This is a genomic window from Dyadobacter sp. 32, assembly GCF_902506755.1.
Taxonomy (GTDB): Bacteria; Bacteroidota; Bacteroidia; order Cytophagales; family Spirosomataceae; genus Dyadobacter.
The window spans coordinates 4,814,063-4,830,563 of the sequence record NZ_LR735258.1; the positions used below are offsets into that span (position 1 = coordinate 4,814,063).

Below are 16,501 nucleotides of genomic sequence, written 5' to 3' on the forward strand. Positions count from 1 at the left end.
TTTTAACCATTACACTTTTTGAAATGAAAAATATAAAACACAAAATATGGATTTTCAATCTATTGACAGCCACGCTTTTTATTCTCCCAGGCTGCTCTGACTTTTTAGATAATCCTCTCGAAAATCAGACCCCGTCTGTCACGATTGACTATGCCGATATGAACCGGATGTATCAACCGGTATCAGGTGCCTACGCTTCCATGAGCAAAGGAGGATTTGCATCCTGGGTTCACACCTTTATCAAAACTTCTCAAAGCGATGATATCGACCCTCGTACGGGGTACAGCGAGGTCAATGAGCTGATCCACACCTATAAAAGCGGGGCTGTGATCAAAGGTTTCTGGGCTCTGGATGACATGTGGAGCAGATATTATGGCACCATTCTTACTTGCAACAGCGCACTCTCAGAATTGGGCAAGTTTGAAGCAAACATTGCAGCCTCCGACGAAGCAAACAAAAAACTCCTGGCCCGCTACCAGGCAGAGGTTCGTTTCATACGAGCTCTGACGCACTATTTTGTAAGCCGGTCTTTCGGTAATGTACCTATTCTTGGTATTGAAAGCGTAGATCCTGCGTATCTGGGGACAGTAGGGAAGAGCACAGTAGAGGATGTGAGAAAACACGTGATCGAAGAGATGGACTTCTGCATTGCCAATCTGGAAGACGTACGTCCCAATGAGGCCACGCACAAAGGAGGAGTGACCAAATATACGGCATTGTTCCTGAAGGCAAAAGCGGCCATGGATCTGGCGGGTAACGACAATGGAAGTACTTACTGGAACACGGTACTGGAGAGTACCGAACAAATTATCAACAGCAACAAATTCTCCCTTTTTCCGGATTATTATCAATTGTGGAAAAAACCCGGAAAGCTATCTGACGAGTCAATTCTGGAATTGCAATATACCGATTTCGGAAATCCTACGGGAGATGTGGTAACTTCCGGGGGCCAGGTTTGGGACAATTTTCATCTTTTTCAAGCTCCCCAGAATACCTATGGTGGACCAATCAATGGAGATGGCTGGCTGATTCCTTCCGACGCCGCGGTTAAATTCTTGAAGGATCGTAACGACGCTATGCGGATGAAAACCACTATTCAACTATGCGGAGTCGATGGCAGGCCGGGCACATTTGCTGTGACCCCTGACGGAGATACGATTTCCGGCAATACCGCAGGAAAGAAATATTTCAATGGGAAAGCCTATCTGCCCAAGTCGCAAATGACCCCGGGCCGGACAGACTGGTATGGAGCCAACAACAATGTTCGCGTGTTTCGCTACGCAGAAGCGTTGCTGATGAATGCGGAGGTGAAAATTCGCAAAGGGCAAAGCGGAGATGTTCCTTTGAACCTGGTTCGTCAGCGTGTGGGGCTGGCGCCACTTACAAAGGCCACTATACAACAACTGATGGATGAACGCCGGGCTGAATTCATATGCGAATGGTGGGGTGAACGTTTCAATGATCTCGTTCGAACGGATCAGGCTGCAACCGTCCTACAGGGATTTGTAAAGGGACAAAGTGAGTTTTTCCCAATTCCTCAGGCTCAGGAAGATCGGAATACAAACCTCAAAAATTAAGGCGCAATTTTTTTTTGTGTGAAATAAGAGACGAAACAGAGTAGTCCGGAATTAACGGGCGTAAAATCCCGGTAATAAGAGGTGCGAAAGGAAAATTCCTTTTCGTACCTCTTTTTTATGTGAATCGATTACCACAGTTTTGACGTTATAGATTGACTTATAAAGACTTTATCCGGAAATTTGGAAGGGTATTTTGAGAAACACAGTGACTTTTGTGTTAATCGTAAGCAACAGAAAATTAATTCAATGTTAAAAGCACTTGTAATTGGCATCAGCGGGGTGATCCTAATCATGTCGATCTGGTTTTGGACAGCAGGGTCGGGAAGTAAAGTAGATTACAACTCGGAAGTGAAACCGATCCTGAACAAGCATTGCATGGGCTGCCATGGCGGGGTGAAAAAAGCGGGCGACGTGAGCTTTCTTTTTGAGCACGAAATGCTGGAACCCGGCAAGTCGGGCAAAATTCCTGTGGTTCGTGGTGATGCAGACGCCAGTGAGATGATTCGCAGGATCCTGTCAGATGATCCCGACGAAAGGATGCCCAAAAAAGCCTCTCCCTTGTCGGATGATGAGATTTCTACGTTAAAGAAATGGGTAAATGAGGGAGCGGTGTGGGAAAAGCATTGGTCCTATAAAAGAATAGAAAAACCCGAAGTGCCGGCGGTTCGGACGATCGGCAACCTTTTTGGACTGCTGAATCCCGGCGAATCGGGCTGGGTGAAGAATGAGATCGACCATTTTGTGCTTCAAAAAGCAAAAGAAAATGGACTATCCATTTCTCCGGAAGCAGATAAGGCGACCCTGATCCGTCGTGTGAGCCTTGACCTCACCGGCTTGCCCCCAACGGAGAAAGAAGTAAGTGATTTTCAAAATGACCAGTCCGACAATGCGTATGAAAAAGTAGTGGACAGGTTACTGAAATCAACCGCCTATGGTGAGCGATGGACATCCATGTGGATGGACCTGGCCCGCTATGCCGATACAAAGGGATATGAAAGCGACGGAGGGCGGAGTATGTGGCGTTACCGTGACTATGTGGTAAAATCGTTTAACCAGGACAAGCCGTTCGACCAGTTTACCATCGAGCAACTGGCCGGAGATCTGCTGCCAAGAGAAAAAGCACATTTCCCCAAAGAGGAAAACATGATCGCCACGGGCTTTCACCGAAATACGATGAACAATAATGAAGGCGGAACGGACGACGAAGAGTTCCGGACAGCTGCACTGATTGATCGGGTAAATACAACCTGGGAGGTTTGGCAGGGAACCACATTTGCTTGTATCCAATGTCATAGCCATCCTTATGACCCCTTTCCTCATGAGGATTACTATAAATACATGGCGTTTTTCAATAATACCCGTGACGAAGATGTGTGGGACGAATGGCCGAAGCTGAGATTTTATAAAGGGGAAGACTCCGCACGGGTTGAACGGGTGAAGCAATGGATTCAAAAATATAACCCCAAACAATCTACCGAAGTCACGGAGTTTTTAAAAGTGATGGAGCCCAAGATCAGCGCCCACAATTTTGTGAAGGGAGACCAGTCTACCGTACTGCTGATTTCTTATTATGGGGTCAAGGACAAAGGAAATGCAAGGATTCCACAAGTAAACCTGACCGATGCAGGGAGTGTACTGATGAACGTTTCCACCAAGGCCGAAGATGCGGTACTGACGCTACATCTGGACAAACTCGACGGGCCTGTAATTTCTACCGTGAAGGTGCCTGCGAGAGACACAGTGTTGATTGCGCCGGTATCTGCAGTTTCCGGTAAGCACGATATTTATCTTTCCCTCAAAAGTTCAAAAAAGCCCGAGGAATGGGTTCGGATTACCTGGATGTCATTTCAAAAAGCCCTTCCGGGAGGAGATCAGCCCGAGTATCCAAAAATAATTGAAGACTATGCAACAGCTTTGACACGCTCTACCGAAAGCATGCCGGTGATGTGGGAAGGTACAGGAGATTTTGCGCGCAAGACGAATGTGTTTGTGAGGGGCAACTGGATGGTAAAAGGAGCTGAAGTGAAGCCTGATGTACCCCAGCTCCTGGCGCCTATGCCCAAAGAATTCTCGAAGGATCGTTTAGGGTTGGCCAAATGGATCGTGAACCGGGAGAATGCTCTTACCGGCCGCGTGATTGTGAACCGTTTCTGGGAGCAGCTTTTTGGAAGGGGAATTGTTGAAACCGTGGAAGATTTTGGATCGCAGGGCAGCGAACCCACGCACAGGGAAATGCTTGACTGGCTTGCCGTGAATTTTATGGAGCAAGACCATTGGAGTGTCAAAAAACTGCTGAAAACCATCGTGATGTCGGGCACCTACCGCCAGAGCTCCCGGACCAATGAGGACAAAATTGAAAAGGATCCTTATAATATCTGGTTGTCCCGGGGGCCTCGTGTAAGGCTCAGTGCCGAGCAGGTACGTGATCAGGCCCTTGCATGCAGCGGGCTGATCTCACGGAAAATGTACGGACCAGGCGTGATGCCACCACAACCGGACAAAATCTGGCAATCGCCATACAGCGGCGAGAAATGGGTGCTCAGTGAAGGTGAAGATAAATACAGACGCGGTGTTTATACCTATTGGAAACGTACCGCGCCGTACCCTTCCATGGTGACGTTTGATGCACCAAGCCGGGAGTTTTGTCAGTCCCGCAGAATCCTGACCAACACCCCTTTGCAAGCGCTGGTTACTTTGAACGATCCGGTGTATCTGGAAGCAGCGGAGAAGCTGGCGGCTAACATGCAAAAGCGTGGAAAAACCCCCGAACAACAACTGACAGAGGGATATCGTATGCTTACTTTTCAACCCATAGAAAAAAAGAACCTCAATGTACTCGTGAAAATTTATAACGAAGCGTTGGGAGCATATAAGAAGAAGCCGGCGGATGCTGATAGCATTCTGGTGTATGGAACAGCGAAAAAAACACCGGAACTGGCTGCTTTGACCATTTCAGCAAACGTGTTGCTGAATCTGGATAATGTGGTGACTAAGGAATAGGGGGAAGGAAAAGGAGAGTGGAGGAAGGAAAAAGGATGAAAGGGAGGATAGGAGCTAGAAAAGCCTGAAATGCTTGAATACGAATGACCCCGCGCATCACCCAGGGCAATGGAATAGAAGCATGGAGGAAAGGGTAAATGGAGGAAGGATGAAAGGGAGGATTGGAGCTAGGCAAGCCTGAAATGCTTGAATACGAATGACCCCGCGCATCACCCGGGGCAAGTGAATAGAAGCATGGAGGAAAGGGTAAATGGAGGAAGGGTGAAAGGGAGGATTGGAGCTAGGTAAGCCTGAAAGGCTTAAAAATGAATAACCCCGTGCACCACCCGGGGCAATGGAATAGAAGCATGGGGGAAAGGGTAAATGGAGGAAGGATGAAAGGGAGGATTGGAGCTAGGCAAGCCTGAAAGGCTTGAATACGAATAACCCCGGGTACCACCCGGGGGCAGAAGATAAGAAAAATTAAATCAACAACCCTGAAAGGGTTGAATGAATTGAGACGAATATTAACCATATGGAAAAGCTATTAAAAGAACTACAGCATGCCGACCTGCAACGTCAGACCAGACGACACTTTTTGCAATCGGTTGGATTTGGTTTGGGGGCAATGGGACTGGGTTCTTTAATGGGTTCCTGCGGGTCATCTTCCACGGATCATGCGCCCGCTGAGGCGACGAGGATTCCTCAGTTTGCTCCGAAAGCGAAGCGGGTGATTTACATTCACATGGCGGGCGCTCCGTCTCAGCTTGAACTGTTCGACTACAAACCTGAGCTTGTCAAATACCACGGAAAGGACTGTCCTGCCGAGTTTTTGGAAGGCAAAAAGTTTGCATTTATACAAGGGGTCCCCAAAATGCTGGGCCCGCAGAGTAAATTTCAGCAATACGGACAGTCTGGCGCCTGGATGTCGGATTATATGCCTTATTTACAGACGGTTGCGGATGAGATCACATTCATTAAGTCCATGCATACCGATCAGTTTAACCACGCCCCCGCGCAGTTGCTGATGCATACCGGGAGCGCACGTCTGGGGCGCCCGAGTCTGGGTGCATGGGCCGTGTATGGGCTGGGCTCCGAAAATCGGAATCTTCCAGGGTTTATTGTGCTTGCCTCCGGCGGGCAGCAACCCGACGCAGGCAAAAGTGTTTATGGTAGTGGATTTCTTCCATCTGTTTATCAGGGAGTGCAGTGCCGTACCGGTGGAGATCCCGTGCTGTATGTGAGTGATCCGAACGGCATGAACCGTAACATGCGTAAACAAACGATTGAAGCCATCAACGAAATCAACCGACAAACCTATGAGGATGTTCAGGATCCGGAAATCCTGACCAGGATAAGCCAGTATGAAATGGCTTTCCGCATGCAAATGTCGGTGCCTGAGGTGATGGATGTGTCTAAGGAACCCCAGTTTATTCTCGATATGTATGGAGTGAAACCCGGAGACGGAAGCTTTGCTATGAATTGCCTGCTGGCCCGCAAATTGGTTGAAAATGATGTACGTTTCGTTCAGCTTTTTGACTGGGGCTGGGATGGGCACGGAACCTCCAAAGACCATAATGTAGAGGGTGGGCTAAGGCGTAAATGTACGGAATCCGACAAACCCATTGCCGCGCTGATTCAGGATTTGAAAATGCGGGGTTTACTGGAAGAAACCCTGATTGTTTGGGGGGCAGAATTTGGCAGAACACCCATGCAGGAAAACCGTAACGGTCTTGTCATGCCATTCTTTGGACGGGATCATCATTTGGAGGCCTTTACCATGTGGATGGCTGGTGGTGGCGTGAAGCAGGGATTTTCGCATGGAGAGACCGACGAGCTTGGCTACTACGGCGTCAAGGATCGTGTTCATGTGCATGACTTACAGGCTACCATTCTGCACCTGATGGGTTTTGATCATGAAAAATTTACTTTTCCCTTCCAGGGAAGGAATTTCCGCCTGACCGACACAGCAGGAAAAGTTGTGAAGCAGGTTTTGGCATAGTAAAATAAGGATAGTAGCCGCTTTCCTTCATAAGTTTCAACATAAAAACTCTAAACCCTAATTTTTCAGCATGCATTTCACCCTTCTTTTAGCTTCGGACTGGGCTATTTTTATCGGTAGGTTTCATCCGCTGCTTGTTCATTTACCCATTGGGTTTTTGCTGATTGCTGCATTGCTCGAAATCGGTCGCCGTACTGGTAAAATCGGAGTTAGCGAATCCACAGTTTCCTTTATACTATTCTGGTCGGCTGTGAGCGCAACGTTTGCCTGTATTGCGGGTTATTTGTTATCGTTGGGTGGCGGCTATGACGAAGATTTACTGGGCGACCACCTGTGGCAGGGCATAGGTGTTGCCGTATTTGCATGGGTTGCATGGATCGTTAAATCCGAGCGTTTTGGTGATAAAATCCCATTCGGTCCACTTTTTTATCTTCCGGCTTTTAGCATTGCCACCATTCTGATGATGACAGCCGGCCATGACGGCGGATCACTTACGCATGGGGAGGGGTATCTTACTCAGAATACCCCGGAGCCATTCAGAACCATTGCCGGAATGCCCCCCAAAACAGAGCAGATTACTGAAATCAAGCCTATTGCCAATGTGGAGCAGGCGGTAGTTTATAAGGATATTGTTCAGCCCATTCTGGAAGTTAAATGTACGCAATGCCACAATGCCAGTAAGCAAAAGGGTGATTTGCGGCTCGACCAGCTTGCGTTGATGTTGAAAGGCGGAAAGGGTGGGCCTGCTTTTGTGGCAGGCAAAGGGATGGAGAGCGATCTTATCAAAAGGTGCCTGTTACCGGAAGAGGATGACGATCACATGCCGCCAAAAGGAAAACCGCAGCTCAGTACCGACCAGATTGCACTTTTGACCTGGTGGATTGATCAGGGTGCTCCGGCAGACAAAAAGGTTTCAGAACTTAAGGTAACCGATCAGTTGAAACCAGCCTTGGCATCATTGAGCAAAGGCGGAACCTCGTCTGGCGTGGCGGCCAAAAGCACGGTTTCACCGGTATTGAGTGTAAAGGTATCTCCCGCGAACGAGAAGGATATTGAGGCACTGAAAAATGCAGGCTTAATTGTTAATAACCTTTCACAGGATCAAAACCTGCTTGAAGTGAGTGCGGTGAATGCGGCAAACTTTGGTGATGAGCAGGTTAAATTATTGGCGCCCTTATCCGAACAGATCGCCTGGCTAAAACTGGGCGGAACCAAAGTTACGGATGCTTCTCTGAAAGAAATTGGCAAGCTCAAAAATCTTAACAAACTGCATCTGGAGCATACCGCTGTAACGGATGCCGGGCTGGCGAGCCTCAAAAATCTCAAATATCTGGAGTACGTTAATGTGGTTGACACGAAAATTACCGATGCCGGATTAAAGGATATCGCCTCCATGAAGGGTTTAAGGTCGGTATATGTATGGAAATCGGCCGTGACAGATAGCGCGGTAAGCCAGGTGAGTCGCCAGTTCCCAGGCTTGATGATCATCAATGGATTCAACGAGGCAACGGTTGCACAGTTTCTGAAGGCAGGTGATACCACCGCTTCGGCCAGAGAGGAAATAAAAAAGAATTGAGTTTTTTATACACGCAGCAGTTAATGAATATGAATCGTCGCAATTTTATGGGTGCCTCGCTGGCCAGTGCAGGTGTATTGGCAGGGATTGAAAATGTAGCCAGAGAAAATAAAGCCCCATTTCAATTTGAAAACAAACTCTCCCTGAAGGTCTTCGGAACCAATTGGGGTTTTGCAGGAAATACGGATGAGTTTTGTGCAGCCATTAAAAAAGAGGGTTACGACGGGACAGAAATGTGGTGGCCAGGATCAAAAGAGAGACAGGCAACCTTGCTGGCGGCTTTAAAAAAATATGATTTGCAGATCGGTTTTCTGTGTGGATCGCAGGAAAAGCAATATGCTGCCAGCCTGGATATGTTTAAAAAACAGATCAATGCCGCGACAACTGAATTTGAGCAAAAACCATTATACATCAATTGCCACAGCGGAAGAGATTATTATACCTACGAACAAAACAAAGCCTTCATAGATCATACCTCAGAAGCTTCCGCCAAATCCGGGATTCCGATTTACCATGAAACGCACCGTGGACGCATGCTTTTCGCAGCCCATATTGCACGTAATTTTATAGAGAAAAATCCTGCTTTGAGGCTCACCCTGGATATTTCGCACTGGTGTAACGTGCACGAAAGTTTGTTACAGGATCAGGAAGAAACCGTCAGGCTGGCGCTTTCAAGAGTAGGGCATATACATTCCCGTGTAGGGCATGAGGAGGGCCCTCAGGTCAACGATCCGCGTGCACCGGAATGGGAAGCAGCGGTAAAAGCGCACCTGGCATGGTGGGATATCGTGGTGGAACACAAGGTAAAGAGCGGAGAAACCCTCACCGTTTTAACAGAGTTTGGGCCGCCAAATTATCTGCCTACATTACCCTATACCAGCCGTCCCGTTGCAGACCAGTGGGCGATTAACGTACACATGATGCATTTGTTAAGGAAACGATACCTGAAATAAATCATTCATGCCCACAGAGCGGGAATAAATTACAATTTCATTTCGATCAGGGAAAGTATTTTCTTCAGGCCGTTTTCGTCCACTTCGCTAAAATCGTCAGCCAGGTCGCTATCAACATCGAGTACCATGGCTACGGTTCCGTTGCTATGAAAAACGGGAAGCACAATCTCTGATTTGGAGGCTGAGCTGCATGCAATGTGCCCCGGAAAGGCGTCCACATCAGGGACGATAATTGTTTCCTTTCTGGTATAACTTGCTCCGCAAACGCCCCGGTGAAAGGGAATCCGGGTACAGGCAATGGGCCCCTGGAATGGTCCCAACACCAGCTGGCCTTCTTTCACAAAATAAAATCCCACCCAGAAAAAACCAAAAGCCTCCTTTAATGCAGCGGAAATGTTTGCCAGATTAGCCACCAGGTCACTCTCGGGTTCGACGAGCGCTGTGATTTGCGGAATGATCGCGTCGTAAATCGTTTTACGATCCGCAGATGCCGGTATGATTAATTCTTCTGCCATTGGGTTAATACTGTGTTTCAAAATCAGATAGCTGCCAGGCAAAAGTAAAAAGTACTACCCATTCCTACTTCACTTTCCAGTCCTATCTGTCCTCCCTGTGCCTCAATAAACTCTTTACTGATTGCCAATCCGAGGCCTGTACCGGTTTTGCTGCTACCGGGAATCTGGAAATAGCGGTCAAATATTTTATCACGATAGCGACTGTCTATTCCTTTGCCTTCATCTTTAACTGAAAACCGGACGGTGTCGTTCTCTCTTTTGATCGAAACCTCAATTTTACTGTCCTCGGTGGAGTACCGAATGGCATTGGTCAGAAAGTTGATGAGTACCCATGCGGTTTTCTCGGTATCTGCTTTGACCAGCGGCAATTCAGGTAAAGTGATGGTTTCCAGATGTATTTGTTTTTGGTCGGCCTGCGTTTTTACTGCCCCCATGGCATATTGCAGGATTCGTTCAGGATTGCTTTGCTGAATATTGAGCTGGATGTTACCCGTTTCTACCTGTGACATGTTGAGCAGCTCACTGGTAATCTTCAGGAGCCGGTTGCTGTCGTCCCGGATACTGTCCATGAGTTGTTTTTGTTCTTCATTAATGTCACCGGTTTGTTTGTTTTCCAATAGCTGGAGGCTCATTTTAATGGAGGAGATGGGCGTTTTGAGCTCGTGCGATACGGTGGCAATGAAGTTGGTTTTAGCAAAATCCAGTTCTTTAAACGGGGTAATATTTTTGAGGATAATTACCTGTCCAATAAATAGTTGCCGCTTTTCTCCGGTAGGGGTAATCGTGATGTCAACCAGTTCTTTTTCAAAATAGCTTTCTTTGTTATCGGCATAAATTTTTAATGATGGGGCTGCTGTTTTCACCTCTGACACCGGAGCACTCTGAACCAGAGATCGGATGAGGTCGTTTTGCAGGGCCAATTCAACTGCCGATTGACCGAGCATTTCCGTGGCAGTCAGTCCAATGATTTTGGCAGCTTCGGCATTTGCAAAAAGAATCATTTTGTTTTCGTCGAGGCCGATGACCGGCTCATGCATATTGTTGATCAAGGTTTCAATGCGCTTCTTTTCAATCAGAATTTGAGAAAGATTGCTGTTGTCGTATTCTTCCAGTTTTTCGGCCATGGTATTAAAAGAGCCAGCCAGTTCTCCAAACTCATCTTTTCTGTCAAAGCGGACCCGCTCAGCGTAATTTTTTGCTGCAATTTCACGGATGCTTTCTGATAGTTCACGTATGGGATTGGCAATATTGCCAGGGAGGTTAACGAACAAAGTAAAAGCGATCAAAAAGCAAAGCGTTCCCGATATAGCGATCCACAGATTGGCGGATTTTACGGTTTTTAGTGCAACATTACTTTTATACTGAATGGCTTCCATGTTTAATTTCATCAGATCCGAAATGTCGTTTCGGATCCGGGGATGTAGATCAGTGCTGTTCTTGGTGATTTTCAGTGATGCGTAATGATCCGTGAGCTTCTGTGTCGCTTCACCTTCTCCCGGCTCGGTAATGTTATTTTGTTGCTTGTGCAGATTGCTTTCGAATTCTTTCACCGATACAGAATCTGACTGCAATTGGTCCAGTGACAACAGCATATTCCGCGCATATTCCAGGCTGTTGTAATTATCCACAAGAATATTTTCGGTATCATTTTTCAGCAGATTGACATAACCTGCTGCGACCATTGACAAAACAATGATCATCATAAACAGCAGCCCGATTCCCAGCCGGAGTTTGGTTTTTATTTTCATTTCACTTATTGTTTTGCTTGCAATCAGCCATCTTCCCCCAGCCTACTTAACTCCACATAACTTCTCTAACTACATACCTACTTTTTCAGGAAAGAATAACCAGATCAATGTCCGAGGATGACAATTTTTTCAAGAGATTATTGAAAAGATTGGTCATCAAAATTACTCTTAAAAGTGTGATGTGTGGCTTACCCAGGCAAATGGTTGTGATTTGTTTTTGTTCGGCCACCTCAATAATAGCCTCCGTGACATTCGCGTGTGGCACCCGGATAATTTCGGCGCCCATTTCAGTGGCCAGCTTAAAATTGTTGATCAGGTGCCGCTGTTTGTCCAAGGCAATTTTGTCCTGGTTTTCGGCGGGTGTTTGTACATACAGAACGAACCATTTGCTGTTGTAATAACTCGCTAGTCGGGCGGTTTTCCTGATCACATGTTTGGCCGTTTTGTCATTGCTGCTGATGCACGCAAGAAATTTTTCTCGCCTTGTGGTAACCTGTTTAGGAATTTCCAATTCCACTTTCCGCTCCACCTGGCTGGCAACTTCCTTCAACGCCAGTTCGCGTAGTTGTAAAATATGATCGGCCTTGAAAAAGTTGCTGAGTGCCGTCTGGATTTTATCCGGTTTGTAAATTTTTCCTTCTTTCAGGCGGGTGATCAGCTCGTCGGCGGTCAGGTCAATATTAACGACCTCGTCGGCCATGGAAAGCACATTATCCGGCACCCGTTCTTTGACTTCCACGCCGGTGATCTCTTTTATTTCATCATTCAAGCTTTCGATATGCTGTATGTTGACCGCACTGATGACATTGATACCGGCCTCGAGTATTTCCAGCACATCCTGCCAGCGTTTGTCGTTTTTACTTCCCTCTATATTGGTATGGGCCAGTTCATCTATAATTACAATTTCAGGCCTCAATCCAATGACAGCCTGTACATCCAGCTCTTCCAATTCCTTCCCTTTGTAAAAAAGCGTCCTTCGTGGTATCACCGGGAGTCCATCCAGCAGTTGGTGAGTTTCCTTTCGGTTGTGGGTTTCTATGTATCCGATTTTTACATCAATCCCGTTGCGGAGCAGTGCGTGCGCTTCCTGCAGCATGCGGTAGGTTTTGCCTACACCGGCGCTCATGCCAATATAAATTTTGAATTTTCCCCTTCTCGATTTTTTGATGAGATCCAGAAAATGCTGGGCGCCGGGTTTGGTATCGGACATAAAAGGCTTCTGTTTATTGGAAAGAAAAGCTTAATGAGGTGGTGGCGAATGTGTTGTTGTGCCTTTTTAAATCATTTTTTTCAAAAATAGCATCTTTTCCGGCCAGATTCCGGACTTCCAATCTCCACAGAAGACCTGGCAGGACGGCCACGTCGATATTGGCAGAAATGCCGAAAGTTTGAAAACCCTCTTTTAAGGCTGTGGTGATCAATACTCCTTTTTTATCCTTAAAATATTCTCCTCGGGCGGCAACGTTGACCCGGTGAGACACAGCGTAGTGAACAATAACGACGGGTGTGTACCAGTTTTTGAAATGGTTGCCATTCACTGCTCGCCCCATGCCAAGATCAAATCCGGTAATAAACCCAAATTTTTCATTCACTTGAAAAAGGCTGTACAGATTGTGATAGTACCGCATTTGTTTCAGGCTGTCCGGTTTGTCATTGCCCATAAAGGTGCTGTAATTCAAGGTCACGGCAGAGGAGGGTTTGAACGTTAATTGTGTCCCAAAGGCGGGCGTCGAATTACCATCTACCCGCTGAATCCGCTGCCATCCATTTAGATACAGGGCGGCCAGATACCATTTTTCGTCTTCACTGGTAAATCCCAGTTTTACTCCACTTTCAAAATAAGGGGAATTTTCAGCAACCAGACTTCTCGTTAAAGTCCGGTTATCTTTGCCCATGGCGCTTTCAAATCCGATATGCGATGGCATGATACCGGCATCAATCCATAGATTTTTCTGCTTTGATATCCTGAAACCAATATTGGCTTCGTACATATTTTTGAGCACACCAGGCTCCGAAGCATAATTGGCATTGACGTACGTGCCGGTCGCCAGAGCCAGATTGGCCCTCACGTGGTCTGTACTGTAACTTCCTTTGATAAAACCCAGGTTGAGATTCACCTCCCGAGCCCTGTTGAAATTGTATAGAAAACCGGGTGTGGTATTGTTCTCAGGTTTATTAAAGTCATAATTGTAATAGGTTTCAAGATACCCACTGACTGTAAGGGGTTTTTGGGTTCTGGTTGAATCTTGTCCTGAAACCGGATTCAAAACCGCTATGGCTATGGCTGTTAAAATATAGTTTTTCATTGGTACTGGTACTGAAAATCACGTAGCGGCGCAGTGTTTGGCTTTCGGACAGCCGCGTCGCTACATGTGGCTATCCTGATTTTAGAGGCAAATCTTTGAGGTTCGAAACCCCGAAGTTTCGACGAACTACAAGTCGTCAAGGGCAAGGTTGAGTTTTAATACATTGATCTTCTCTGGACCAAAAAGCCCGAATAACGGGCCTTCCGTGTTTTGGGCGACAATCTTTTGAATCGTTTCTTCCTGCACTTTTCTAATCATGGCAATTCTTTTTACCTGTATCAAAGCGGCCTTTGCAGTAATATCCGGATCCAGCCCGCTACCACTTGCCGTTACCAGTTCCACCGGAATGTCTTTTTTTGCAATACCTGGACTGTGTACTAAAAAGGTATCAATCCTCGCCTGTACCAGTTGAAGGTATTCCGGATTGGAAGGTCCTTTGTTGCTGCCACCACTGCCTGCTGCGTTGTAATCCACGGCCGACGGACGTGACCAAAAGTACTTGTCCTCGGTAAATGTCTGGCCGATGTTGGCGTAATATTTTTTGCCATTAACGCTGATTACTTCGCCTTTACCTTTATTTGGCATAAGCTGGCCAACGCCCCAGATCACAGCGGGGTAAACGCCTGAAAAAAAGAGGAGTGTGATGAATGTTAATCTGACTGCAGGAATTATGTTCGTTTTCATTGTTTTTAGCTTTTGGCTGTTAGCTAATGGCTATCAGCTGTGATTCATTTTATTTTTTGGAATACGTTTTTCACAGCCACACACTCACAACCATATCAATCACTTTTATCCCGGCAAAAGGAATCAGAATACCTCCCAGCCCGTAGATCAGCAAGTTTCTTCTCAGCAACGCGCTGGCTCCAATGGGTTTGTAGGTAACGCCTTTTAATGCCAGCGGAATCAATATGGGGATGATGATGGCGTTGAAGATCACCGCCGAAAGAATGGCACTTTCCGGGCTGTGCAGATCCATAATATTCAATCCTTTCAGGGCCGGAATAGCGGCAATAAATAGTGCCGGAATGATGGCGAAGTACTTGGCTACATCATTGGCAATGGAGAAGGTGGTGAGCGTTCCCCGGGTCATCAGCAATTGTTTTCCTATTTCCACGATTTCGATCAGTTTGGTAGGGTCATTGTCCAGGTCCACCATGTTACCGGCTTCCTTGGCCGCCTGTGTACCACTGTTCATGGCTACGCCTACATCGGCCTGGGCAAGAGCCGGTGCATCATTGGTGCCATCGCCCATCATCGCTACAAGTTTTCCACTTTCCTGTTCCCTTTTGATATAGTTCATCTTATCCTCCGGCTTGGCTTCGGCGATGAAATCATCCACACCGGCTTTTTGGGCAATGAATCGGGCTGTCAAAGGATTATCACCTGTCACCATTACCGTTTTTACACCCATTTTACGCAATCGCTCAAAACGCTCACTGATACCAGGCTTGATAATATCCTGTAATTCAATAACGCCAAGTACCTTTTCGTTCTCCGACACCACCAGAGGCGTACCGCCGTTACTGGAAATATTCTTTACAGTTTGCTCTATATCAAGCGGAAAGGGATTTCCGCTTTTCGAAGTCAGGCTTTTAATGGAATCAAAGGCTCCTTTTCGAATCCGGGTGTTGCCGAAATCAATTCCTGAGCTTCTGGTTTCTGCTGTGAATTTGATAAAAACCGGGTTGGTCAGATGGCCGTAAACAGACGGATTGAGATTCGCCAGTTCGAGTATAGATTTCCCTTCAGGGGTTTCATCTGCAATAGAACTTAGTACAGCGCTTTTAATAAAATGCTTTTCATCGATACCCTCTGCTGCATAAAACCGCGTCGCCTTTCTGTTACCGATGGTGATGGTGCCCGTTTTGTCCAAAAGCAGCACATCAATATCACCTGCTGTTTCCACGGCTTTCCCGGATTTGGTAATCACATTGGCTCTCAGAGCCCGGTCCATGCCGGCAATACCAATGGCTGAAAGAAGCCCACCGATGGTCGTTGGGATCAGGCATACAAAAAGAGAGATGAATGCCGCAATGGTAATGGGCGTATTGGCAAAGTCGGCGAAGGGTTTCAGTGTGACACAAACGATGATGAAAACCAGTGTAAATCCAGCCAGCAGGATGGTCAGCGCAATTTCATTGGGTGTTTTCTGACGGCTCGCACCTTCAACCAAAGCGATCATTTTGTCCAGAAAGCTCTCCCCAGGCGCGGTAGTTACCATGACCTTGATCCGGTCTGAAAGCACTTTGGTGCCGCCCGTGACACTGCTTTTATCACCGCCCGCTTCCCTGATCACCGGCGCTGATTCCCCGGTGATCGCACTCTCGTCTATGGTGGCCAGCCCCTCAATGATCTCACCGTCAGTGGGAATGTTGTCACCGGTTTCACAGATAAAAATATCGCCTTTTTTCATTTGGGCTGACACCACATTTTGCACGGCAACAGCAAAACCGGCTTTGTTTTCAACGACCAGTTTGGCCGGTGTTTCTTCGCGTGTTTTTCGAAGGCTGTCGGCCTGGGCCTTTCCCCTTGCTTCGGCAATGGCTTCTGCGAAATTCGCAAAAAGCAAGGTGAGCAACAGAATAATAAAAACGACAAAGTTGTAAGCGAAACTTCCCTGGGATTTTTCGCCTGCGAGTATCCATATACTTACCGCAAGCATAATAAGCGTTCCGATTTCGACGGTAAACATCACCGGATTACGGAACATAATTTTAGGATTCAACTTGATGAACGACTGTTTCAAAGCTTCGTTCACCAGGTCTGGTTGGAATAAGGATGTGTTTTTCATTTCATTGGCTATTAGCCGTTAGCATTTAGTTATTAGCTGCGTTTATGGCTGAAG

11 protein-coding genes are annotated in these 16,501 nt (G+C 46.9%); 5 read left to right on the forward strand and 6 right to left on the reverse strand.

Annotated elements, in window-relative coordinates; genetic code table 11:
* Nucleotides 1-23 precede the first annotated feature (23 nt).
* The 5 genes from DYADSP32_RS19635 (at nt 24) to DYADSP32_RS19655 (ending at nt 9,087) form a co-directional block, all read left to right on the forward strand.
* Nucleotides 24-1,577 carry a RagB/SusD family nutrient uptake outer membrane protein gene (locus DYADSP32_RS19635; protein WP_149241168.1) on the forward strand — a complete coding sequence of 518 codons (1,554 nt, stop codon included), beginning with the start codon at nt 24-26 and terminating at the stop codon, nt 1,575-1,577.
* Nucleotides 1,578-1,868: 291 nt separating this feature from the next.
* Complete coding sequence (locus tag DYADSP32_RS19640; RefSeq protein WP_414618176.1) at nt 1,869-4,577, forward strand: DUF1553 domain-containing protein; 2,709 nt, start codon at nt 1,869-1,871, stop codon at nt 4,575-4,577.
* Between the two features lie 514 nt (nt 4,578-5,091).
* Nucleotides 5,092-6,558 carry a DUF1501 domain-containing protein gene (locus tag DYADSP32_RS19645; protein WP_149241166.1) on the forward strand — a complete coding sequence of 489 codons (1,467 nt, stop codon included), beginning with the start codon at nt 5,092-5,094 and terminating at the stop codon, nt 6,556-6,558.
* A 70-nt stretch (nt 6,559-6,628) separates the two neighbouring features.
* Entirely contained in the window at nt 6,629-8,134 is a 1,506-nt protein-coding gene (locus DYADSP32_RS19650) for a c-type cytochrome domain-containing protein (protein WP_149241165.1), read from the forward strand.
* Between the two features lie 29 nt (nt 8,135-8,163).
* Nucleotides 8,164-9,087 (forward strand): TIM barrel protein, encoded by a 924-nt coding sequence (locus tag DYADSP32_RS19655; protein WP_149241164.1) that lies wholly within the window; start codon nt 8,164-8,166, stop codon nt 9,085-9,087.
* 29 nt (nt 9,088-9,116) lie between these two features.
* On the opposite strand, the gene DYADSP32_RS19660 is transcribed toward DYADSP32_RS19655, so the two are convergent.
* The 6 genes from DYADSP32_RS19660 to kdpB form a co-directional block, all read right to left on the reverse strand.
* Entirely contained in the window at nt 9,117-9,602 is a 486-nt protein-coding gene (locus DYADSP32_RS19660; protein ID WP_149241163.1) for a GAF domain-containing protein, read from the reverse strand.
* Between the two features lie 23 nt (nt 9,603-9,625).
* Nucleotides 9,626-11,350, reverse strand: coding sequence for an ATP-binding protein (locus tag DYADSP32_RS19665; protein WP_149241162.1), 1,725 nt, complete (start codon nt 11,348-11,350; stop codon nt 9,626-9,628).
* 85 nt (nt 11,351-11,435) lie between these two features.
* Entirely contained in the window at nt 11,436-12,560 is a 1,125-nt protein-coding gene (locus DYADSP32_RS19670; RefSeq protein WP_149241161.1) for a universal stress protein, read from the reverse strand.
* Between the two features lie 13 nt (nt 12,561-12,573).
* The gene (locus tag DYADSP32_RS19675; RefSeq protein ID WP_149241160.1) at nt 12,574-13,656 is read right to left on the reverse strand and encodes a porin; all 1,083 of its coding nucleotides are present in this window, start codon (nt 13,654-13,656) and stop codon (nt 12,574-12,576) included.
* 126 nt (nt 13,657-13,782) lie between these two features.
* Complete coding sequence (locus DYADSP32_RS19680; protein WP_149241159.1) at nt 13,783-14,340, reverse strand: K(+)-transporting ATPase subunit C; 558 nt, start codon at nt 14,338-14,340, stop codon at nt 13,783-13,785.
* A 70-nt stretch (nt 14,341-14,410) separates the two neighbouring features.
* Nucleotides 14,411-16,447, reverse strand: a complete 2,037-nt coding sequence (gene kdpB, locus DYADSP32_RS19685; RefSeq protein ID WP_149241158.1) for a potassium-transporting ATPase subunit KdpB — start codon at nt 16,445-16,447, stop codon at nt 14,411-14,413.
* Between the last annotated feature and the right edge of the window lie 54 nt (nt 16,448-16,501).